18 protein-coding genes are annotated in these 19,349 nt (G+C 63.2%); 9 read left to right on the top strand and 9 right to left on the bottom strand.

Annotated features, from left to right (window positions below; translation table 11 throughout):
- Position 1: 1 nt before the first annotated feature.
- Positions 2-802 carry a 5-oxoprolinase subunit PxpA gene (locus AC3WTO_RS26025; RefSeq protein ID WP_492463837.1) on the bottom strand — a complete coding sequence of 267 codons (801 nt, stop codon included), beginning with the start codon at positions 800-802 and terminating at the stop codon, positions 2-4.
- Between the two features lie 285 nt (positions 803-1,087).
- Here AC3WTO_RS26025 and AC3WTO_RS26020 point away from each other — a divergent pair, with 285 nt between their 5' ends.
- On the top strand, positions 1,088-1,993 hold the full coding sequence (locus AC3WTO_RS26020) for a LysR family transcriptional regulator (RefSeq protein WP_129411244.1): 906 nt from the start codon (positions 1,088-1,090) through the stop codon (positions 1,991-1,993).
- A gap of 53 nt (positions 1,994-2,046) precedes the next feature.
- Here the strand turns inward: AC3WTO_RS26020 and capA are convergent, their stop codons facing one another.
- A complete protein-coding gene (gene capA, locus AC3WTO_RS26015) occupies positions 2,047-4,125 on the bottom strand; it encodes a caprolactamase subunit alpha (RefSeq protein ID WP_492463836.1) in 2,079 nt (692 codons plus the stop codon).
- Positions 4,126-4,135: 10 nt separating this feature from the next.
- A complete protein-coding gene (gene capB, locus AC3WTO_RS26010) occupies positions 4,136-5,884 on the bottom strand; it encodes a caprolactamase subunit beta (protein ID WP_492463835.1) in 1,749 nt (582 codons plus the stop codon).
- Between the two features lie 217 nt (positions 5,885-6,101).
- On the opposite strand from capB, the gene AC3WTO_RS26005 reads away from it, so the two are divergent.
- Complete coding sequence (locus AC3WTO_RS26005; protein WP_492463834.1) at positions 6,102-7,091, top strand: AraC-like ligand-binding domain-containing protein; 990 nt, start codon at positions 6,102-6,104, stop codon at positions 7,089-7,091.
- Between the two features lie 86 nt (positions 7,092-7,177).
- Here the strand turns inward: AC3WTO_RS26005 and AC3WTO_RS26000 are convergent, their stop codons facing one another.
- Both AC3WTO_RS26000 and AC3WTO_RS25995 read right to left on the bottom strand, forming a co-directional pair.
- Entirely contained in the window at positions 7,178-8,623 is a 1,446-nt protein-coding gene (locus AC3WTO_RS26000) for an MFS transporter (RefSeq protein ID WP_492463833.1), read from the bottom strand.
- Positions 8,624-8,973: 350 nt separating this feature from the next.
- Positions 8,974-9,351 (bottom strand): winged helix-turn-helix transcriptional regulator, encoded by a 378-nt coding sequence (locus AC3WTO_RS25995; RefSeq protein WP_492463832.1) that lies wholly within the window; start codon positions 9,349-9,351, stop codon positions 8,974-8,976.
- A 292-nt stretch (positions 9,352-9,643) separates the two neighbouring features.
- Here AC3WTO_RS25995 and AC3WTO_RS25990 point away from each other — a divergent pair, with 292 nt between their 5' ends.
- On the top strand, positions 9,644-10,078 hold the full coding sequence (locus AC3WTO_RS25990; protein ID WP_492463831.1) for a GFA family protein: 435 nt from the start codon (positions 9,644-9,646) through the stop codon (positions 10,076-10,078).
- Between the two features lies 1 nt (position 10,079).
- Here AC3WTO_RS25990 and AC3WTO_RS25985 read toward each other — a convergent pair whose 3' ends face one another.
- The gene (locus AC3WTO_RS25985) at positions 10,080-10,475 is read right to left on the bottom strand and encodes a GFA family protein (protein ID WP_492463830.1); all 396 of its coding nucleotides are present in this window, start codon (positions 10,473-10,475) and stop codon (positions 10,080-10,082) included.
- A gap of 121 nt (positions 10,476-10,596) precedes the next feature.
- Here AC3WTO_RS25985 and AC3WTO_RS25980 point away from each other — a divergent pair, with 121 nt between their 5' ends.
- Complete coding sequence (locus AC3WTO_RS25980; protein ID WP_492463829.1) at positions 10,597-11,328, top strand: 16S rRNA (uracil(1498)-N(3))-methyltransferase; 732 nt, start codon at positions 10,597-10,599, stop codon at positions 11,326-11,328.
- A gap of 18 nt (positions 11,329-11,346) precedes the next feature.
- Here the strand turns inward: AC3WTO_RS25980 and AC3WTO_RS25975 are convergent, their stop codons facing one another.
- The gene (locus tag AC3WTO_RS25975; protein ID WP_492463828.1) at positions 11,347-12,258 is read right to left on the bottom strand and encodes an alpha/beta hydrolase family protein; all 912 of its coding nucleotides are present in this window, start codon (positions 12,256-12,258) and stop codon (positions 11,347-11,349) included.
- A 91-nt stretch (positions 12,259-12,349) separates the two neighbouring features.
- Between AC3WTO_RS25975 and AC3WTO_RS25970 the strand changes: the two genes are divergently transcribed.
- Complete coding sequence (locus tag AC3WTO_RS25970; RefSeq protein ID WP_492463827.1) at positions 12,350-12,937, top strand: TetR/AcrR family transcriptional regulator; 588 nt, start codon at positions 12,350-12,352, stop codon at positions 12,935-12,937.
- A 128-nt stretch (positions 12,938-13,065) separates the two neighbouring features.
- Positions 13,066-14,439 carry a glutamate--cysteine ligase gene (locus AC3WTO_RS25965; protein WP_492463826.1) on the top strand — a complete coding sequence of 458 codons (1,374 nt, stop codon included), beginning with the start codon at positions 13,066-13,068 and terminating at the stop codon, positions 14,437-14,439.
- Between the two features lie 410 nt (positions 14,440-14,849).
- Here the strand turns inward: AC3WTO_RS25965 and AC3WTO_RS25960 are convergent, their stop codons facing one another.
- Positions 14,850-15,680 (bottom strand): AraC family transcriptional regulator, encoded by an 831-nt coding sequence (locus AC3WTO_RS25960; RefSeq protein WP_492463923.1) that lies wholly within the window; start codon positions 15,678-15,680, stop codon positions 14,850-14,852.
- Between the two features lie 240 nt (positions 15,681-15,920).
- Here AC3WTO_RS25960 and AC3WTO_RS25955 point away from each other — a divergent pair, with 240 nt between their 5' ends.
- The 3 genes from AC3WTO_RS25955 (at position 15,921) to AC3WTO_RS25945 (ending at position 18,623) form a co-directional block, all read left to right on the top strand.
- Positions 15,921-16,826 (top strand): DUF937 domain-containing protein, encoded by a 906-nt coding sequence (locus AC3WTO_RS25955; RefSeq protein WP_492463825.1) that lies wholly within the window; start codon positions 15,921-15,923, stop codon positions 16,824-16,826.
- A gap of 58 nt (positions 16,827-16,884) precedes the next feature.
- Positions 16,885-17,472 (top strand): hypothetical protein, encoded by a 588-nt coding sequence (locus AC3WTO_RS25950; protein WP_492463824.1) that lies wholly within the window; start codon positions 16,885-16,887, stop codon positions 17,470-17,472.
- A gap of 116 nt (positions 17,473-17,588) precedes the next feature.
- Positions 17,589-18,623, top strand: coding sequence for an aldo/keto reductase (locus AC3WTO_RS25945; protein WP_492463823.1), 1,035 nt, complete (start codon positions 17,589-17,591; stop codon positions 18,621-18,623).
- Positions 18,624-18,950: 327 nt separating this feature from the next.
- Here AC3WTO_RS25945 and AC3WTO_RS25940 read toward each other — a convergent pair whose 3' ends face one another.
- A complete protein-coding gene (locus tag AC3WTO_RS25940) occupies positions 18,951-19,241 on the bottom strand; it encodes a DUF1127 domain-containing protein (protein WP_492463822.1) in 291 nt (96 codons plus the stop codon).
- Between the last annotated feature and the right edge of the window lie 108 nt (positions 19,242-19,349).

The following is a 19,349-nucleotide window of genomic DNA, read 5'->3' as shown; positions in this document are numbered from 1 at the left end:
ATCATCCCCTTGCCGTTGTTCTCAAATGACTTGTCAGTTCCGAGACCGGCCTGACCTTGACCCCCGCAGCATCGAGTGCCGCGCGCATGGCGGTGGCAATTTCCAGACTGCCGGGCGTGTCGGAATGGAAGCAGATCGATTCGAAGGCGATGTCGATCTCGTCGCCCTCGACCGTGCGGACCTTGCCGGTACGGCAGGCGTGCACCACCTTCTCGGCAACCACGCGAGGGTCCAGGCGGCCGGTCCGCCGCGTAAACACGATCGAGCCGGACCGGTCATAATCGCGGTCGGCGTAGAACTCGCGGATGACCGGGTGCCCGGCCTCCGTCGCCGCGCGATAGGTCTCGGACATCCCCATGCAGTAGATGAAGGCATTGGGCGCGATCGTGCGCATGGTGCGGACGAAGTTGCGCGACATCTCCTCGCTGGCGGCAAATTCCATGTAGAGCGCTCCGTGCGGCTTCACATGCTGCAGGGTGGCGCCATAGCGGCGGGCAAACTCGCGCAGCGCCCCGATCTGGTAGACGATGTCGTTGACCAGTTCTTCGCTGGTGCCGTTGATGCGGCGCCGGCCGAACCCCTGCAGGTCGCGGAAACCCGGATGCGCGCCGACGCCAACGCCATATTGGGTCGCCAGGCGGACGGTGGTGTCCATCAGATTGGGATCGCCGGCATGGAAACCCGTGGCGATGTTGGCAGAGCTGATGAGCTTCATCAGGTCGGCGTCATCGATGTCGCCCAACCGCCATTGGCCGTAGCCTTCGCCCATGTCGCAATTGATATCGACGGCCGCTATTTGCAAGCAGACCTCCCTCGTCCCTACCCTGCGATCACATCGACCCCGGGCACTCCTCGACGAAGAAGGTAGAGAGCAGAAAGGCGCTTGGAAAATTCTATTTATCGATATCAAATATCTGAATTTTCTATCGCTCGATAAACCACCTCCACACATAGCACCACGAGATTCATTGGCTTTTTTGCCGTAGACGATGGCTACCGCGAAACCGCTTCGCTCTATGCAGTAACGTGATATTGCTTTTACGGCTGGTAGCTGCGCACAATATCTGAAATTCGGAACGCAGCGCCCATGCCGGTAAGTCTTCGCCAGATCCGCTATTTCGTTTCCACCGCCGAGCATGGGCAGATCTCGCAGGCCGCCGCGGAACTGGGCATTTCCCAATCGGCGGTGACGACGGCCATCAAGGAGCTCGAGCAGACCGTCGGGCTCGACCTGTTCATCCGCTCGACCCAGGGCATGGAGATGACGACGGCGGGACGGCAATTCCTGTTCCACGCCTACGAGATCCTGAACAAGGTCGACGAGGCGACGAACCTTCTGTTGCCGGCCAGCGACTTTTCCGGGCGGCTGACGGTCGCCGCCAGTTACACGGTGATCGGCTATTTCCTGCCGAACCATCTCGGACGGCTTCGCCGCGCCTGGCCAAACCTCGACATCCAGCTGTTCGAGCTCAACCGCGAAGCCATTGAAGAAGGTTTGCTCGCCAATCGCTACGACATGGCGGTGCTGTTGACCTCCAACGTGATCAACTCGGACCTGGCGACGGAAACGCTGATGAACTCGCGGCGCCGGCTGTGGGTGCCGGCAAGGCATCGCCTGCTGTCGCAGGGCAGCGTCGGCCTCAAGGAGATCGCCGAGGAACCTTACATCATGCTGACGGTCGATGAGGCCGCGCACACCGCACTGCGCTACTGGAGCAATACTTCCTACCGGCCGAATGTCACGCTGAGGACGTCTTCGGTCGAAGCCGTCCGCTCGCTGGTAGCGGATGGACAAGGCGTCGCGATCCTGTCCGACATGGTGCTGCGGCCATGGTCGCTGGAGGGCAAGCGCATCGAGACGATCGTTCCGACCGAACCGATCCCGTCGATGGATGTCGGCCTTGCCTGGCGACGAGGGGCGCAGTTCACGCCGGCGATGGAAGCCTTCCGCTCCTATTTCCACCAGACCTTCTTCCTGCCGTCGCACAGGTAGAAGCAGCGGGCCGGCCATGCTCATCAATGAGCGCGTGGCCGGCGTCATCTCGACTAATCCTGCCGGACCAGCAGGTAGCTGCCGCTTTCATGCAGCGCGGCAGACCAGCCGGGTTCGATGACGATGGTCGTCGTCACCTCCTCGATGATCGCGGGACCGGCTACGCCGACGCCGACACCCAGTGCCGCTCCGTCATAGACGGGTGCCGGGATCGGCTCGCCCGAGGCGTCGAAGACGGCGTCGCGATGACCCTTCAGCGCCTGCTGCAATCCGCCTGTGCCGCGCAATCTCGGTGCCTTCGGCTTTTCGATGCGGCCATAGATGGTCGATTCGATGTTGACGACCTCGACCGTGCTGTGGCGCTCGGCATAGGTGTAGAGCTCTTCATGCCGGGCATGGAACGCGTCCTTGACCTGGCCGATGGTCGCTTCCGTGATCTTGAAGTTGGGAATGTCGACCGTGCATTCGTGCACCTGGCCGACATAACGCATTTCGAGGCTGCGCTGGACCTCGATCAGCGTGCCCGGAAAGCCGTCGGCCTTCAGGTGGGCAATGCCCTGTGCCTCGATCTCCTCGAACAGCTGTTCGATCCTGTCGCACGCGGCGGCATTGTCGAGCCTGAGCGGCGCGGTCGCCATGTAGTTGTACTTCACGTCCGAGATGACCTGGCCGAAGGCGCACAGGCCCGACGCCAGCTTGGGCAGGATGATCGTGTCGGTGCCCATTTCCCGCGCCAGCGCGGTGATGTGGGCTGCGGTCGCGCCGCCTGCCCCGACCAGCACGAAATCGCGCGGATCATAGCCACGCTCGACCGACACACGGCGAATGCCATTGACCATGTTGTTGTTGACGATGGTGAACATGCCATAGGCAGCCTGCTCGACGCTGATGTTCAGCGGCGCGGCGATCGTCGCCACCGCCTGTCTTGCCTTTTCAAGGTCGAGCGGCAGCTTGCCGCCAAGCAGGCCTTCCGGGCTGAGATAGCCGAGCACCAGATTGGCATCCGACGTCGTCGGCTCCGTGCCGCCGCGCCCGTAACAAGCCGGCCCTGGTTCGGAACCCGCCGACTGCGGCCCGACCTGCAGCAGGCCAAGGCTGTCGATCCAGCCGATGGAACCGCCGCCCGCACCCAGCGTCTCGACCTGGATCATCGGCACGCCGATGCGATAGCGCAGGAAGTCGATGTTCTTGTTGAGGTTGGTCTGGCCGTTGCGGGTCAGCGTGATGTCGAAGGAGGTGCCACCCATGTCGACGGTGATGACATTGTCCTTGCCGAACGGCGCACCGACAAACAGCCCTGCCTGCGGGGCTGAGGCCGGACCGGAATTGATGGCATAGACGGAGCGGTCGGTCATCGCCTGCCCGATCGCCAGGCCACCATTCGACTGGAAATAGCGTACCGGTTGCCTGGCGCCGAGGGCGCGGAAATAGCTGTCGACCGCCGTGACGTAGCTACGCATCACAGGAGCCAGATAGGCGTTGGTCACCGCGGTGGAGGTGCGAGTGTATTCGCGCACCTGCGGATAGAGTTCGCTGCCCACCGTCAGGACAACGTCCGGCATCATCTCGCGCACGATCTCGGCCGCGCGGCGTTCGTGCGCGGCATTGAGCACCGACCACACGAAGGAGATGGCGACCGTTTCGACGCCTTCCTTCCGAAACAGCCGGCAGGCCTGGCGCACGTCGTCCTCGTTCATCGGCGTGCGAATGGAGCCATCCGAAATCACGCGTTCGCGCACACCCTTGCGCAGATAGCGCGGCACCAGCATCGTCGCCGCCGGGTACTCCGGATCGTAGCGAAAACCATCTTCCTTGTGGCCGTTGCGGATCTCGATGGAGTCCTCATGACCGGCGGTGCAGATCAGGCCGGTCTTGCCGCCGCGATGGGTGATCAGCGCATTCAGGCCGACGGTGGTGCCGTTGATGCAGAGGTCGCAATCGGAGACGACCTCTGACGGTGAGACGCCGAGATCGTCGGCGATCAGCCTGAGGCCGTTCTCGATGGCGCGGGTCGGATCCGAAGGTGTCGACAGGGCCTTGAAAAGCTTCACCTCGCCGGTGGCGCGATTGGCCACGACAAAGTCCGTGAAGGTGCCGCCGGCGTCGATGCCGAGACGATAAGCGTGTTCCATGATCGTCTCCTCAGGCTGTGCGCAGTCGACCGGTTTCGGCCAAGTCGACATTCAGTGTTTCAGGATCGGTGATGGCCACGCCATAGTCGGCGCGCGCGCCCTCGATCGAGACGAGGCCGTTGCGGACATCCCACACCACCTTCTCGATCGGCCGCTCGAAGGGATTGCCGTAGCCGCCGCCGCCGGGATTGAGGTTGGTGATCGTCTCGCCGGTCCTGATCGTCTGGATGATGTTCTTGCGCTCGACCTCGACCTTGCCGGCGCGTTTGAGTTCGACACGGCCGACTTTCTTGTCGACCAGGGCGGATTTCGCACCGGCAGCTCCCATGGCCGGAATCCGGCGGCCTTCGCCGAAACCGATGCAAAGCATGTCCCCGTCCAGCGGCTCGACTTCCCAGGCCGTTCCCGAACCGCCGCGGAATTTTCCGGCACCGCCGGAATCGGTCATCAGCGAATAACGATGGATGATGATGGGATAGGAGTATTCGAGCAGTTCGACATCGCCGGACGTCAGCGCACCGAAGCAGCATTCGGGGCCGACGGCGTGCCAGCCATCCTGCTGCGGCGTGGCGCCGCCGCCCGAGATGATGGTCGCCAGCACCATCGTGACGAATTCCTCGTTGGTGCGGCTGTCCTTGCCGGCGATGTTGAGGCCGTTGGCATGGCCCCATGAGGCGGCGACCTTGGAAGGCATCGCCTTCTCGAAGGCGAGACGCACGGCGTCGGTCAACGTCTCCATCGGCGTTGTGGTACAGTTCATGTGCGGCGCCGGCTCCTGCGCATTACACAATGTGCCCTTCGGCCCGAAATCGACGGTGACGCAGCGATACAGCCCCTCATTGTAGGGCGGCGGCAGCGCGGCGAACATCATCAGGCCGAGATAAACGCCGGAATGCGAATTGCCTTCGTAGGAGTTGATGAAATAGGGCACCTGCGGTGGACTGGAGATGGCGATGTGGCAGCTGTCGCCTGTGATCGTCACGCGGGCGCCGATCTCGAAATCGCCGAAGCCGTGACCGGCATCCTCTAGGATCGCCTTTCCTTCATAGGTGCCGTCCGGAACGGTGGCGATCAGCGAGCGCATGTGCCGGTCCGCCATGTCCAGCAGCGTGTCGATACAGGCATCGACCGTCGGCTTGCCGTATTTGTCGAGCAGTGCGATCAGGCTGCGCTCCCCAACCTGGCACGCACCGATCAGGGCGCGGAAATCGCCCTCCTGGTCACGCCGTGCCCGCATGTTGGTGAAGATCATGTTCAGCACATCGTTGCGCGGCTTGCCGCGATCCCAGATCTTCACCGGAGGGATGCGCAGGCATTCGGCGTAAATCTCGGTCGCGTTGGGATTGTAGCCGGCCGGCACCGGGCCGCCGATGTCGGTCAGGTGGCCCTTGCAGACAGTCCAGTAGACCAGTTCGCCATGATAGAAGACCGGCTTGTACATGCAGGTGTCGATTGCATGGCTGCCGCCGAAAGCGGGATCGTTGTGCAGGATGAGGTCGCCCTCATGGATGTCGCCCTCGAAGAAGCCGGCGACGGCCTTCATCGCGGGGATCAGCGAGCCGAGATGGATCGGGATGTCCTGGCCCTGCAGGATCATCTCGGGCCGCGCGTTGAACAGCGCGGTCGAATAGTCGTGCGCCAGGTTGAAGACGGAAGACCGCGCTGTCTTCTCCAGCGCCAGCGTCATCTCGCGCTGTGTTGTCTCCAGCACGCCACGCACCACCGACAGCGTGATCGGATCGACTTTCATTGTCGTCATTGCAACCTTTTCCTCCATGCCACGGAGCCTGTGGTTCGTGGCACTCGTTGTTCCCGCACGGTGTCTGCTGCACCGTTGCCGCTTAAGCGAAACAGGTTTTGCAGGCGGGGTCTTTGCGCTGCGCGAACAAAAAATTGACGTTGCGTGCACTGGCCGTGACGCACGTTGCGTTCCGCGGCGACGGTGCCTAGTCTTCGGCAACGTCGTCGGATCGAACATGAAGACGAGTGTCACAACAAGCGCGACGCGCCCCGCAGACCGGAGCCGGCACTGGCACCAGGCGATCGCTGGCGCCTATTTTCCACTCGACCTGAAATTCCGGAACGCCGACCATTTCTCGGGCGACCTGGCGATCTGGCAATTCGGCGACGTCTCGATCTCGCGCCTGACTTCCGACGCCTTGCAGTATCTGCGCCTGCCACATCACTTCCGCGCGGCACGCAAGGAGGAGTTCCTGGTCACGGTGCCGGCGCGTTCGGAAGTGTTTTTCTCACAGGGTGGCAGCGAGATCAGCTGTTCGCCGGGCGGGTTTTTCCTGGAACGCAGCCACGAGCCCTATGAATTCAGCCACGCCGATCCCGCCGATCTCTGGGTGCTCAAGGTCGAGTCGCGCGCGCTCGCCGATCGCGTGCATGGCCCGGACCGCTTCTGCTCGCTGCAGTTCGATGCAGCGAATGGCGCGGGAGGCCTGTTCACCGACATGCTGCATCTGTTGCCGGCGCGCTTCGACACGATGAATGCCGAATCCCGCATCGCGGTCGGGCGACAACTCGTCGACCTGCTGGCGCTGGCGATCAGGGCCGACGACCGCATCCTGATGTCGAAGAGTTCCACGGTGCGCAATGCCCATCTGGCGCGCATCGAGGCTTTCATCCGTGCCAATCTGAGAAACCCTAACCTTGATCCCGATCTGATCGCCCGCGCCTGCGGCCTGTCGACCCGCTATCTGCATGGGCTGTTCGGGGACATGGACCGCACCGTGGCCAGTTGGGTGCGGGAATTGCGCCTGGCTGCCTGCAAGGCAGCGCTCGATGATGCCGCAAACAATCAGACAGTCATGGAGATCGCCTATCGCTGGGGCTTCGGCGACCAGACGCAATTCAGCCGTACCTTCAAGGCGCGCTACGGCATGCCTCCGGGTGAATATCGCGATCGTTCCAGGGACGCTGGAAAAGCGCGAGAGAGCAATTCCAAGAAAAACGTGTAACGGTTTTCTGCCCGGAATTGCGTAAGAGCAAAGAGTTGGAGCGTTTCCGCGTTCCGTGAAGAACGGAAACGCTCAGGGCACCCTTCTTAGCCGTGATGAATGACCGCGGCGGCAGCGCCGGCCGTTGCCTTTCCCGGCAGGAACAGTGCAATGATGAAGCCGAGCCCAGCCAGGAGCGCGCAGGCCAGGAAACCGGCCTGGTAGCCTGTGGTCAGTCCGGCGAGCGTGTCCGAGCCGCCGCTCCAGGACAGGGCGACGGTCGCCGCTACGGCGACGCCGAGCGCGCCGCCCAGCTGGAACGCCGCGCTGTTGATCCCCGAGGCCAGGCCGGAATCGCTTTCGGCAACATCGGACAGCGCGGCGATGGAGCCGGACACGACCGCAGCGCCGATGCCCGGCCCGAAGATGACGAGGCCGGGCAGGATGTCGGTCCAATAATTGCCGCCAGCCATGGCAAGGAGCAGGCAGCCGACTGCCATCAAAGCCATGGCGACGGCGGCCAGCGTGCGGGCACCGATGCGGCTGGCGACCGGCCCCGAGGCGTAGGACATGACGATCGAGGCGGCGGCATAGATCATCGTGCTGACGCCGACTTCGAGCGCGGAATAGCCCAGCACTTTCTGCAGATAGAGCGACAGCACCAGGATCATGCCGAAGACGATCATGCCGGCGAGCAGCACCACCAGATTGCCGCAGACCAGGCGCATCGAACGAAAGATGCGCAGCGGCACCAATGGCGAGGCCGAACGCGCCTCGATGACCAGGAACAGCACAAGCAGCAAAGCCGAGGCGCCGAAGGCGAAGAGCGTGTTGGCATGGGTCCAGCCGAGTTGCGGCACTTCGACGATGGCATAGACGAAGGCCATCAGGCCGGCGGTGACGGTGACCGCGCCGGCTATGTCGAAACCGCGGCCATGCGAAGTGTCGCGGCTCTCCTTCAGGAGATACGGGCTGAACGCCAGCAGCGCGAGACAGACGGGAACGTTGATGAAGAAAACCCATGGCCAGCCCAGCCAGTCGTTGAGCGGGCCGCCGACGACAAGAGCGGCCGTGGCGCCGCCGGCACCCATGGCGGACCAGAAGCCGAGCGCCTTGTTGCGCTCACGCCCTTCCTCGAATGTGGTCATCAGGATGGAGAGGGCTGTCGGGGTCATGATCGCCGCCGCGATACCCTGGACAATGCGCATTGCCACCAGGAATTCAGGCGCACTGGCAAGGCCGCACAGCAGCGAGGATACAAGAAACAGCGCCGTACCGGTGACGAACATGCGGCGCCGGCCGAGCAGGTCGGCCATGCGGCCGCCGAGCAGCAGCAGGCCGCCCACCGTCAGCATGTAGGCGCTCATCACCCATTGAACGCCGGCCACGGTGAAGCCCAGCTGCCGCTCGATCGAGGGCAACGCCAGGATGACGATCTGCCCGTCCAAGCAGACCATGAAATAGGTGGCGCACAGAAGGGCCAGTGCCTGCCAGCGCCTGGGATCGGGGGCGGCACGCGCCGTGGCTCGCGCAGAACTGTAATCGTCGGACATGACTGTCTCCTCGAGTGGTGCGCGGCCGGACGGCCGATCGCGTCGAGGAGCGGAAATTATGCATGCCGCGCCGACATGCAATTACTGACAGTGATGTAAGCGCTGACCTGAATGTAAGCACCTACCCGACGGTAAGCGGTTGGAGCATTTCCGACAAAACAGGGCCACCTCAATGCTCTATCGCTTTGTTTTGTCGCAATTCCGGACGCAAAACCGCTGCGCACTTTTGCTGGAATTGCTCTCTCTTACGCAATTCCGGACGCAAAACCGCTGCGCACTTTTGCTGGAATTGCTTTCTCTCTTGCGCAATTCCGGACGCAAAACCGCTGCACACTTTTGCTGGAATTGCTTTAGGCGCGCAGGCGGATCAGCGGTCGCGGTTTTTCCTGGACGACGACCGGGCGCAGCGCCATGCGGCGCTCCTGCGCCTTACCCCAGGCAGACATCACGCAGACCGCATCGTTGAGGGTGCGGCCGACATCCGTCACCGAATATTCGACCTTTTGCACCGCGCCCGGGAACACCTGTCGTTGGACCAGGCCATCGGTCTCCATCTCGCGCAACTGCTGCGCCAGCACTTTTTCGCTGACGCCCGGAAGCAGGCGGCGCAATTCGCCGAACCGACGCGGTGAAAGGGTGATCTCCCACAGGATCTCCGTCTTCCATTTGCCGCCAATGGCATTGAGCGCGGTGGCAAAACCGCATTCATCGGTGTCGAGATGTTTCATGCCGTCCTCCGGTTCCGTTGTAGCGGAATGCCTTGAATCGGCATCCCGTCCTTCTCTTTTGGAGCATGATCTTTTCCGAAAACCGGTTTCCACTTTTTGCTTCGCTGACCTTCGGTTCGGGATCATGCTTTTGCCCGCCGGGTCGGCACTTACCTGAAAGTGCGTAATTTACCCTTGGCCGGCGATCGACCTATCAAGATGATCAGTTTGACGAGAGGTATGGGCGGAGCCCGATGACGGCAAGCCGCGCGAGGCGGACTGGTCGATACCTCCTGACAGGAGGGCGGCAGGAATGGACAGTTTGGAAACGATGGAACGGCCGGGAGCACTCAAAACCAGGACCGCGCGCTGCGGCTGCGGTGGACTGGCCATCACCGTCACCGGCGAGCCGCGCAGCATCTATGCCTGCGCCTGCGAGGAATGCCAGCGTGCCACCGGCACCGCTTTTTCCTATCGCGCGGTCTACGTTGACGAGGCGGTGGCGAAGGTGGATGGCGAGCGTCGCGTATGGCGGCGCAGCGGCGATGCCGGACGCTGGGTGGAGCAGACCTTCTGCCCGACCTGCGGCACGCTGTTGTTCATGACCGGAGAAGGCTTGCCTGGCGCCGTCTCGGTCTCCGTTGGCTGCTTCACCGACCCGGCCTTCGCACGCCCGGCGACGCTGTTTCGCGCACGGCGCAAGCATCATTGGTTCGATCCGGGGCCTGGCACGCGGATCAGCGACTGATCTATTTCAAGGTATGCTGGGCGATGGAAGGCACATCCGGCAGGTCGTAATAATCGCCGGCGCTTTCGGTGTAGAGCTGACTTTCCATCCTGAGCCCGGTCGGGCCGTCGATCGTGCCGGCCCAGACCGAGAGCCGATCGCTGCCGAAGCGGCGCCAGAACAGGTTGGAGCCGCACACCTTGCAGAAGCCGCGCTCGGCGCTGTCCGATGAGCGGAACCAGGCCAACGTGCCGCCCTCGAGGACCGCATCGGCGGCCGCGACCTGCGTTGCGGCCACATAATGGCCGGAGGTCTTGCGGCATTGCACGCAATGGCAGGCGACGACCGGACGCAATGCGCCGCGCAACTCATAAGTGGTGCCGCCGCACAGGCAGCCGCCACGCGTGATCTCGCTCATGCAGCTCTCCATCATCACCATCATGAAGCTAGGCGGGCCGCTCGGTCGATGATGAGGCAAAACCGACGCGGACACGTCGCACGCGCTTGACCTTCACCTAGGCCTGCCGCATTGCTCGGCCATGCGCGCCAACTACAAACTGCAACGCCTGTTCGTGCCTGACGACCTGTTGGCCGGTGCCGAGTTCGAACCGGACACCCAGCAAAGCCACTACCTGATGCATGTGCTGCGGCTTGCCGAAGGCGCCGAACTCCTGGCCTTCAATGGCCGCGACGGCGAGTGGATGGCGCAGATCACCAGCAAAACGAAGAAGGCGGTGCGGCTGACCGTGCGGACGCAGCAGAGGCCGCAGCCGCCACTGCCCGATCTGGTCTATTGTTTCGCGCCGCTGAAGGTCGGACGGCAGGACTATCTCATCCAGAAGGCGGTGGAGATGGGCGCCGGCGTGCTGCAACCTGTGCTGACCCAGCACACGCAAGGCAAGATCACGACCGAACGCATGCATGCCAACGCCGTCGAAGCCGCAGAGCAATGCGGCGTGCTGGCTGTTCCGGCAGTGCGCGAAGCGATCAGGTTCGAGCGGCTGCTCGCCGGCTGGGACAAGGAAAGGCGGCTGGTGTTCTGCGACGAGGACGCCTCGACCAACAATCCGCTGCCGGCCCTGCAGGCGATAACGGAAAAGAAGCTGGCACTGCTGGTCGGTCCCGAAGGTGGTTTCTCCGACGAGGAGCGCCACATGCTGCGCGCCCTGCCCTTCGTCACCGCCATTCCGCTCGGCCCCCGCATCCTGCGCGCCGACACTGCTGCCGTTGCGGCACTTGCGGTGATGCAGGCAACGGCCGGGGATTGGTAGAGAGCATCTTCCCCTCTCCTACCCAACCTCCTTGTCGGGCCAGGGATTGACCCCGTCACGCAGCCACAACAGCGTATCCAGCCAGAATCCGGTGGCGTGGCGGTTGTGGAACAGGCTGAAGTGGCCGACGCTTTCCTGGCCGAGATCCGCCGGCTGGAGCAGAACCTGCGTGCGCGATGCGCCGCGATAACGGTCGAGCACAGCGCGGATCGCCGGCACCGTGGCGATGTCGTCATCGGACAGGGTGACCGCCAGGATCGGCGCCGTCACGGCATCGAAGCCTCGCAGCACGGCGTCGCGCTCCCGTTCCGGATAGTTGTCTTCCAGATAGGGCCGGCGAAAGGCCCATTCATAGGCGACGCCGGCCGGCAGATCTTCCAGCCAGCCCAGCCAACGACCGGGGAAATAGCCGCACAGCGCCGTCAGCGCCGGCATGGCGACATGCCATTTCAGCAGCAGGCGGCCGCGCTGCGAAGGCGCATAGTGGCGCCAGCAGCCGAACTGCCCGCCGATGGAGAGCAGGCGATGGATGGATGGCGCATGACCGGCCAGTCCCGGCAAGGCGCCGCCGACACTGTGGCCGACAACGCAGACCGGACCGGAATCATCGCGCGCCTGCACCCAGGCCAGCACCGCTTCGAAATCCTTCTCGCCCCAATCGCGCCAGCGATACTTGCAGCCGTGCAAGCGCGCCGGGCGCGAGGCGCCGATGCCGCGATAGTCATAGGTGACGACATCGAAACCTTGCGCGGCGAGGAAACGGGCATAGTGGTGGTAGTAGCGGGCCAGCACGCCGGTGGCCGGATTGACGATGACGGTGCCGATGGCAGCGCCGCGAACGCGCGGCCAGAAATGACCACCCAGAACGACGCCGTCGGCGGCAACGATATCGATCGGCCGGGCTTCCTGGATCAGCGCTGAAACGGTCATGGCGGGTCTCTTTTCGGACACGGAACGCACGCGATCCGGCATAGCGCAGGTGAGCTTGTTGTTACACTCACTAGTCAGTATACATAAACTCATGAAACCGACCGCCAACACGACCCGTGAACGCATCGTTGCCGCCGCTTCCAAGCTGTTCTACGGCCAAGGCGTGCGCGCCGTCTCGGTCGATGCCGTGGTTGAAAAAGCCGGGCTCACCAAGCGCACCTTCTATTATCATTTCGCCAGCAAGGACGATCTGATCGCCGCCTATCTGGAACGGCGCGACCAGCCCAATCTCGGGCTGTTCCGGCACTGGTTCACGGAAAGCGCTGGCGATCTCGCCGACAAGGTTGCCGCCATCTTCCACACACTCGGACAAGCAGCCAGGCGACCGGCCTGGAAAGGTTGCGGCTTCCTGCGCACCGCTGCCGAACTGGCCGACATGCCGGGCCATCCGGCGATCCGCATCGGCATCGCCCACAAGAAGCGGTTCGAGGACTGGCTGAAGGGTGTTTTCGAAGCCGACGGCATCGGAAACGCCGCGTTGCTGGCACGCCAGATTCTTCTGCTACTGGACGGCTCCTTCGCCACCGTGCTGCTTAACCGCGACCCGTCCTACATGGAGAGCGCGGGAGCTGCTGCAGCCACGCTTGTCAGAGCGGCGCAGGCGCAACGCGCGCTCTAGACAAGACCCGAATCCGGCGCGATCAAATCCTGTTGAGGATTGGCTCAGGATTTTTTGCTTGATCGCCTCCTGACATTTCGTTCATCAAGCGCGCGGCGATCTCCCGATCCGCCACCGAAGAGGGGCTTATGGCACGCGACACGACCGATTTCCGACCCATCGAAGGCATGGACGAACTCGTCGACTATCTGGCCAAGGGCAACAAGCCCCGCTCGGAATGGCGCATCGGCACCGAACACGAAAAATTCCCCTTCTATGTCGACGGCCATGCGCCGGTGCCCTATGGCGGCGACCGGGGCATCCGTTCGATCCTGGAAGGCATGCAGGACAAGCTCGGCTGGGATCCGATCCTCGATGAGGGCCGCATCATCGGCCTGGTCGAGCCGACCGGCCAGGGCGCGATTTCGCTGGAGCCGGGCGGACAGTTCGAACTTTCCGGCGCGCCGGTGGAATCGATCCACCAGACCTGCCGCGAAGGCAATGCGCATCTGGCACAGGTGCGCGAGATCGCCGAGCCGCTCGGTATCCGTTTCCTTGGCCTCGGCGGCAGCCCGAAATGGACGCTGGCCGAAACGCCGAAAATGCCGAAGTCTCGCTATGAGATCATGACGCGTTACATGCCCAAGGTCGGCAGCCAGGGCCTGGACATGATGTACCGCACCTGCACGATCCAGGTGAATCTCGACTTCGAGAGCGAGGCGGACATGCGCCGCAAGATGCAGGTCTCGCTGAAGCTGCAACCCCTGTCGACCGCGCTGTTTGCCAACTCGCCGTTCACAGAGGGTCGTCCCAATGGTTTGCAGAGCTGGCGCGGCGAGATCTGGCGTGACACCGACAACCAGCGCTCGGGCCTGCTCGACTTCTGCTTCTCGCCGCAGTTCGGCTTTGCCGATTATGTCGAATGGGCGCTCGACGTGCCGATGTATTTCATCATTCGCGACGGCCGCTACCACGACATGACGCACATCACCTTCCGCCAGTTCATGGACGGCGCGGCGCGCAACCAGGTGCCGGACGGCCTGCCGACGATGGGCGATTGGGCAAACCATCTCTCGACGCTGTTCCCGGACGTGCGCCTCAAGCGCTTCCTGGAAATGCGCGGCGCCGATGGCGGCCCGTGGCGCCGCATCTGCGCGCTGCCGGCCTTCTGGGTCGGCCTGCTCTACGACCCCGAGGCGCTCGATGCCGCCGAAGCGCTGACCCGCGACTGGAGCTTCGAGGAAGTTCGGGCCATGCGCGATGCCGTGCCGGAAAAAGGCATCGGCACGCCGTTCCGTTCAACCATGCTGCGCGACGTCGCGCGCGAGGTGCTGGCGCTGTCGCGCATGGGCCTGAAGAACCGCAACAAGTTGAACCGCGACGGCTTCGACGAAACCTCGTTCCTGTCGACGCTGGACGAAGTGGTGGCGCGCGGCACTACAAGCGCCGAAGAGATGCTGGCCGCCTACCACACGCGCTGGGGCGACTCGATCGAGCCGGTGTTCCTGGAATATGCGTATTAGGGCTGGCATCGCCGTCTCCCTTCCGGAGCCGGCAATCGCATATGATCGTGCTCTGACCGCAGTCATCCCTTTCTGCGTTCCGGAATGGATCCCGACACTCTTCAGTCGCTTCGCTCCTTTCGAGGTCGAGGATGACGGAGTTGCGTTTGCGCCTTCGCCAATCATCAGCCTGGCGCCAACTCCGACAATTGGCACTGGCGATACATAAAGTCCGTCATCCTCGACCTCGGAGCGACCGAAGGGAGTGGAGAGTGTCGGGGATCCATTCCGGAACGCAGACGAAGGCGCGACGGTCCAGACCTTGTTTCAAGGCGTGGCCGCGCAGCAAGGCAATTGCCCTGGCTATGCAGGAGAATGGATTTTCACACTCTTGACCGAAGCCGACCGACGAGCGGACTCAGCACCACCCATCATTTGACCGGAATCCAGATTTCGACCTCGCCGAGCCCCGTGCCGGCGTCGAAACGTTCGTCGTAACGTTCGAAGTCCGGCGCACAGGCCGCCTCGAGGCCCGATTCCGGCAGGGACTTGTTCCAGATCGTATAGACGGTGTTGCGTATCGAGGAGATATGGCCCCGGTGCGTGAAGACCGCGTATCGGCTGGCGGAAATGCGGATCCGGTTCAACTCGGCGGGTATGGCCGAGAAATCGCAGACTTCCACGCCGCAGATGTATTCGAAATTCCCGGCATCGTCGCCATTGCAGCAGACGCCGTAGCATGTCCATCCGACCTGCCCGGGAATGCTGCCGATGGAGGGTCCGAAACGCTGCCATTGCGCCGGGATACCGCCATTGGTTTCGAACGTATAACGTTCGCCGAGGCCTGCGATCAGCAGGGTCCGGCCGTCCTTGATGCGAGGCGCGTCCAATTCGACGAGAAGACTGTGGTCCATCCTGATCGGCTCCAGAAGTTTCAGGTTTTCGATATGGCCTTGCGCCCGCACCTGCTCGGGTGTGAGATCGAAATGGTTGCGGAAGGCCCGCGAGAAGGCTTCATGCGAGCCGTAGCCTGCGTCCAGCGCCACGGCCAGGATGTCCGGCGCGCCGCCCGCGAGCACCCTGGCCGCCTCGGCCAGACGGCGGTTGCGCAGATAGCCCATCACCGTGTGACCGGTCGCAGCCCCGAAGACCCGCGACAGATGGAAACGTGAGACGCCGCTGGCTTCCGCTACTTCCGCAAGCGAAAGAGCCTGCGCGAAGCGGTGCTCGATGAGCCAAAGGGCTTTGCCGACCGGATCCACGTTTTCTCCCATGAAGACCTTTCTTCCTTATGGCCGATTCCGGAGACCGCCATTTGATCGCCGTTGCGCAGGCAGTGTCCATATCTCCCCAATGCGATCGAAACGCTCGAGCCAATTGCCCACTTCAATCCTGCATTGAAAGGCTCTACGCTCCCCTTGATAGGCAATCCCAGGCGCAAAACCGCAACGCACTTTTGCTGGAATTGCATGAGAGGCGCATAGGCTGCGGAGGAGCAAAACGTGCTGAACCTGTTCGACATGCTGAACCAGTCCCAGAACGGCAACGGCATGGAGGCGCTGGCGCGGCAGTTCAATCTGAGCCAGCAGCAGACGCAAGCCGCGGTCGAGGCGCTGTTGCCCGCCTTCAGCCAGGGCCTGAAGCGCAACACGGCCGACCCGTATGGAGTCGGCACCTTTATGAACGCGATGGCCAGCGGCCAGTACGGCCAGTACTTCGACAATGCCGCGCAGGCCTTTTCGCCTCAGGGTGTGAGCCAGGGCAATGATGTGCTCGGCCAATTGTTCGGCTCCAAGGACCTGTCGCGGGCGGTCGCAGCGCAGGCGGCACAGGCCAGCGGCGTCGGCCAGCAGGTGCTGCAGCAGATGCTGCCGGTGATTGCCTCGATGGTGATGGGCGGGCTGTTCAAGCAGACCACCAACCAGATGCAGGCCGGCGGTTTCGGCGGCGGCAACAATCCGCTCGGCCAGATCATCGAGGAGATGATGCGGCAGGGTGGCGGCATGATGGGCGGGCAGCCGCAGCAACGCCAGGCGCCGCAGGGCCAAAACCCCTTCGGCAACAACCCGCTGGGCGACAACCCGCTCGGCAAGGTGCTGCAGGACATGTTCGGCGGCGGCGCACAGCAGGCGCCGCAGCAGCAGCAGCCGCAAAACCCCTTCGGCGACAACAATCCCTGGGGCAAGATCCTGCAGGACATGCTGGGCGGCGCACAGCAGCAGGCGCCCGACCCCGCCCCGCAGCGCCGCGCTCCGGAGCCCGAACCGAACCCGAGCGGACGGGCACGCAACCCTTATGACGACATCTTCGGCAAGATGTTCGAAAGCGGCCGGCAGCAGCGCGACGACTACCAGCAAGGCGTCGAAAGCATCTTCGACCAGTTCCTCAAGGGGATGGATCGCCGGTAAGCCAATTCCTTAACGAGTGTGCGGCAGTCTCCACGGCGCTGGATCGAGGGGACCATGCATGTTCGGCTTGTTTGGGAAGAAAAAAGCCGTTCCTGTCCGTGTGGTGGCTGTTCTGAATGCGCGGTTGCAGCCGCTGGATCGCGGCGAGATCGAAGACGCATTCGACACGGTCATGGCCGAACAGGGCTTTGGCATCCGTACCGTGGGCGGAGGCACCTTGCTCGAGGCCAATGGCGAAGTCAGCCAGTGTGATATCGAGATCGAAATCGACGACTACTCGGACAAGGCGATCGACACCGTGAAAGGCGTTCTTGGCGCGATGCTGGCGCCGAGGGGATCGCACCTGCTGCTTCCCAACCAGAACAACCAGCGCATCGCGTTTGGTACGCAGGAAGGCCTTGCCCTCTACCTGAACGGCACGGATCTTCCCGACGAAGTCTATCGGACCTACGATTCCAACCACGTCTATGCCGAATGCCAGCGCCTGCTCGAAGGCATCGGCCATGTCGCCAGCCATTGGCAGGGGCCGGCCGAAACCGCACTCTATATGTATGGGCGCGATTTCGCCGACATGCGGCGGCGGCTGGAGCCGTTCCTGCAGGCATATCCGTTGTGCCGGCAATGCCGTGTCGAGCAAATCGCCTAGCGGAAGCCTCCAGGCAAGATGTGACTTGACCTCACAAATCCTGTGCCTTTGGACACTCTGGTTCACAAAGAGACCGGCCTCTATCTAGCCACCATCGGCAGATGGAGACTCCTAAGATGGAATACCGCAATCTCGGCAAGTCGGGCTTGAGAGTGCCCGTGCTTTCTTTCGGCGCCGGCACCTTTGCCGGCAAGGGACCACTGTTCAGCGCCTGGGGCGACACCAGCGTGGAGGAAGCCCGTCGGCTGGTCGACATCTGCCTGGAAGCCGGCGTCAACCTGTTCGATACCGCCGATGTCTATTCCGACGGTGAGTCGGAGAGCGTGCTCGGCGAGGCCATCAAGGGCCGGCGCCAGGAGGTGCTGATCTCGACCAAGGCCAGCCTGCCGCTGGGCGACGGACCGAACCAGTGGGGATCGTCGCGCAGCCGACTGATCGAGGCGGTGGATGCAGCGCTGGCGCGCCTCGGCACCGATCATATCGACATTTTCCAGCTGCATGCTTTCGATGCGCACACACCGGTCGAGGAAGTGTTGTCCACGTTGGACAACCTCGTGCGTGCCGGCAAGCTGCGCTACATCGGCGTCTCCAACTTCTCCGGCTGGCAGATCATGAAGTCGCTGGCGGCCGCGGAGCGGCAAGGCTGGGCGCGTTATGTCGCCAATCAGGTCTATTATTCGTTGGTCGGCCGCGACTATGAATGGGACCTGATGCCGCTCGGCCAGGATCAGGGGCTCGGTGCGCTGGTATGGAGCCCGCTCGGCTGGGGCCGCCTGACCGGCAAGATCAGCCGCAATGCTCCGATCCCTGCCGGCAGCCGGTTGCACGAGACAGCGAGCTTCGGCCCCCCGGTGGAAGACGAGCATCTCTACCGCGTCGTCGACGCGCTGCAGGACGTGGCCGAGGAGACCGGCAAAAGCGTGCCGCAGATCGCCATCAACTGGCTGCTGCAGCGGCCGACGGTATCTTCCGTCATCATCGGCGCGCGCAACGAAGAGCAGTTGCGGCAGAATCTCGGCGCTGTCGGCTGGTCGCTGACGGCTGAACAGATTGCCAAGCTCGATGCGGCAAGCACGGTAACCGCACCCTACCCGCATTTCCCCTATCATCGCCAGGAAGGCTTCGCGCGCCTCAACCCGCCGATGGTGTGATATGCTCCTTCTCCCAGTTTACGGGGAGAAGGTGGCCCGAAGGGCCGGATGAGGGGCAGCGAAGGGCGAGCAAAAGCTGGCTCTGCCCCTCTCTGCCCTGCCGGGCATTTTGCCGGGGCGAGCCACGCGTCTCGCCCGTCCTTCGGACCCCGTAAACGGGGCGAGAAAGCAGCTTCAATGCGGCTCCCCCAAAAAGAAAAAGCCCGGTCCGTGGGGGGACCGGGCGGTGCGCAGGCCCCGGCTGGGTCGAGCCGGAAGGGAGTGGGAAACCTGCAGCAACCTTGTTCCGCTGTGTCCTGCTGGAGGGCCAGGACACAGCTGGAGAAATCAGGCCACCCTGCGGGCCATGTCCTCGATCGAGGCGACGCGCTCGCTGGCGATCGAACGCAGCTTCACCGTCGGATCCGAACCGAAGGGCAGGTCGATGGCGACGGCGAGATCGGCGCGGGTCAGGCCGATATCGGCGAGCTCCGCATCCGACATTTCGCCGAGGCGATAGAAGGTACGTCGGTTTTGCCAGGCCTGGAAAAAGCCGATCACGCGGTTGAACGCACGCGTCGCAGCAGCCGGGGTCGCGGTGACGCGCGCACTCTCAGGGGCGAAATCATACGTGGTCATGGTTCTTCTCCTCGAAACCGCGCGCAACAGGGTTCCGCACCGCCAAACAGGCGGCCCGCAGCCGTTTCACACGCGCTCATATGGACAATCGGAGAAATGCCACGCCGC

It is taken from the genome of Mesorhizobium sp. EU05-FHT14A09 (assembly GCF_058790995.1).
The sequence above is the reverse complement of the archived record's forward strand: the minus strand, read 5'-3'. Positions and strand labels throughout refer to the sequence as shown.

Excerpts from the sequence above, each read along its gene's own strand:
- AC3WTO_RS26020 (WP_129411244.1), top strand. The coding sequence starts at position 1,088 with ATGCCGGTAAGTCTTCGCCAGATCCGCTATTTCGTTTCCACCGCCGAG.
- capA (WP_492463836.1), bottom strand. The coding sequence starts at position 4,125 with ATGGAACACGCTTATCGTCTCGGCATCGACGCCGGCGGCACCTTCACG.
- capB (WP_492463835.1), bottom strand. The coding sequence starts at position 5,884 with ATGACGACAATGAAAGTCGATCCGATCACGCTGTCGGTGGTGCGTGGC.
- AC3WTO_RS26005 (WP_492463834.1), top strand. The coding sequence starts at position 6,102 with ATGAAGACGAGTGTCACAACAAGCGCGACGCGCCCCGCAGACCGGAGC.
- AC3WTO_RS26000 (WP_492463833.1), bottom strand. The coding sequence starts at position 8,623 with ATGTCCGACGATTACAGTTCTGCGCGAGCCACGGCGCGTGCCGCCCCC.
- AC3WTO_RS25995 (WP_492463832.1), bottom strand. The coding sequence starts at position 9,351 with ATGAAACATCTCGACACCGATGAATGCGGTTTTGCCACCGCGCTCAAT.
- AC3WTO_RS25990 (WP_492463831.1), top strand. The coding sequence starts at position 9,644 with ATGGACAGTTTGGAAACGATGGAACGGCCGGGAGCACTCAAAACCAGG.
- AC3WTO_RS25985 (WP_492463830.1), bottom strand. The coding sequence starts at position 10,475 with ATGAGCGAGATCACGCGTGGCGGCTGCCTGTGCGGCGGCACCACTTAT.
- AC3WTO_RS25980 (WP_492463829.1), top strand. The coding sequence starts at position 10,597 with ATGCGCGCCAACTACAAACTGCAACGCCTGTTCGTGCCTGACGACCTG.
- AC3WTO_RS25975 (WP_492463828.1), bottom strand. The coding sequence starts at position 12,258 with ATGACCGTTTCAGCGCTGATCCAGGAAGCCCGGCCGATCGATATCGTT.
- AC3WTO_RS25970 (WP_492463827.1), top strand. The coding sequence starts at position 12,350 with ATGAAACCGACCGCCAACACGACCCGTGAACGCATCGTTGCCGCCGCT.
- AC3WTO_RS25965 (WP_492463826.1), top strand. The coding sequence starts at position 13,066 with ATGGCACGCGACACGACCGATTTCCGACCCATCGAAGGCATGGACGAA.
- AC3WTO_RS25950 (WP_492463824.1), top strand. The coding sequence starts at position 16,885 with ATGTTCGGCTTGTTTGGGAAGAAAAAAGCCGTTCCTGTCCGTGTGGTG.
- AC3WTO_RS25945 (WP_492463823.1), top strand. The coding sequence starts at position 17,589 with ATGGAATACCGCAATCTCGGCAAGTCGGGCTTGAGAGTGCCCGTGCTT.
- AC3WTO_RS25940 (WP_492463822.1), bottom strand. The coding sequence starts at position 19,241 with ATGACCACGTATGATTTCGCCCCTGAGAGTGCGCGCGTCACCGCGACC.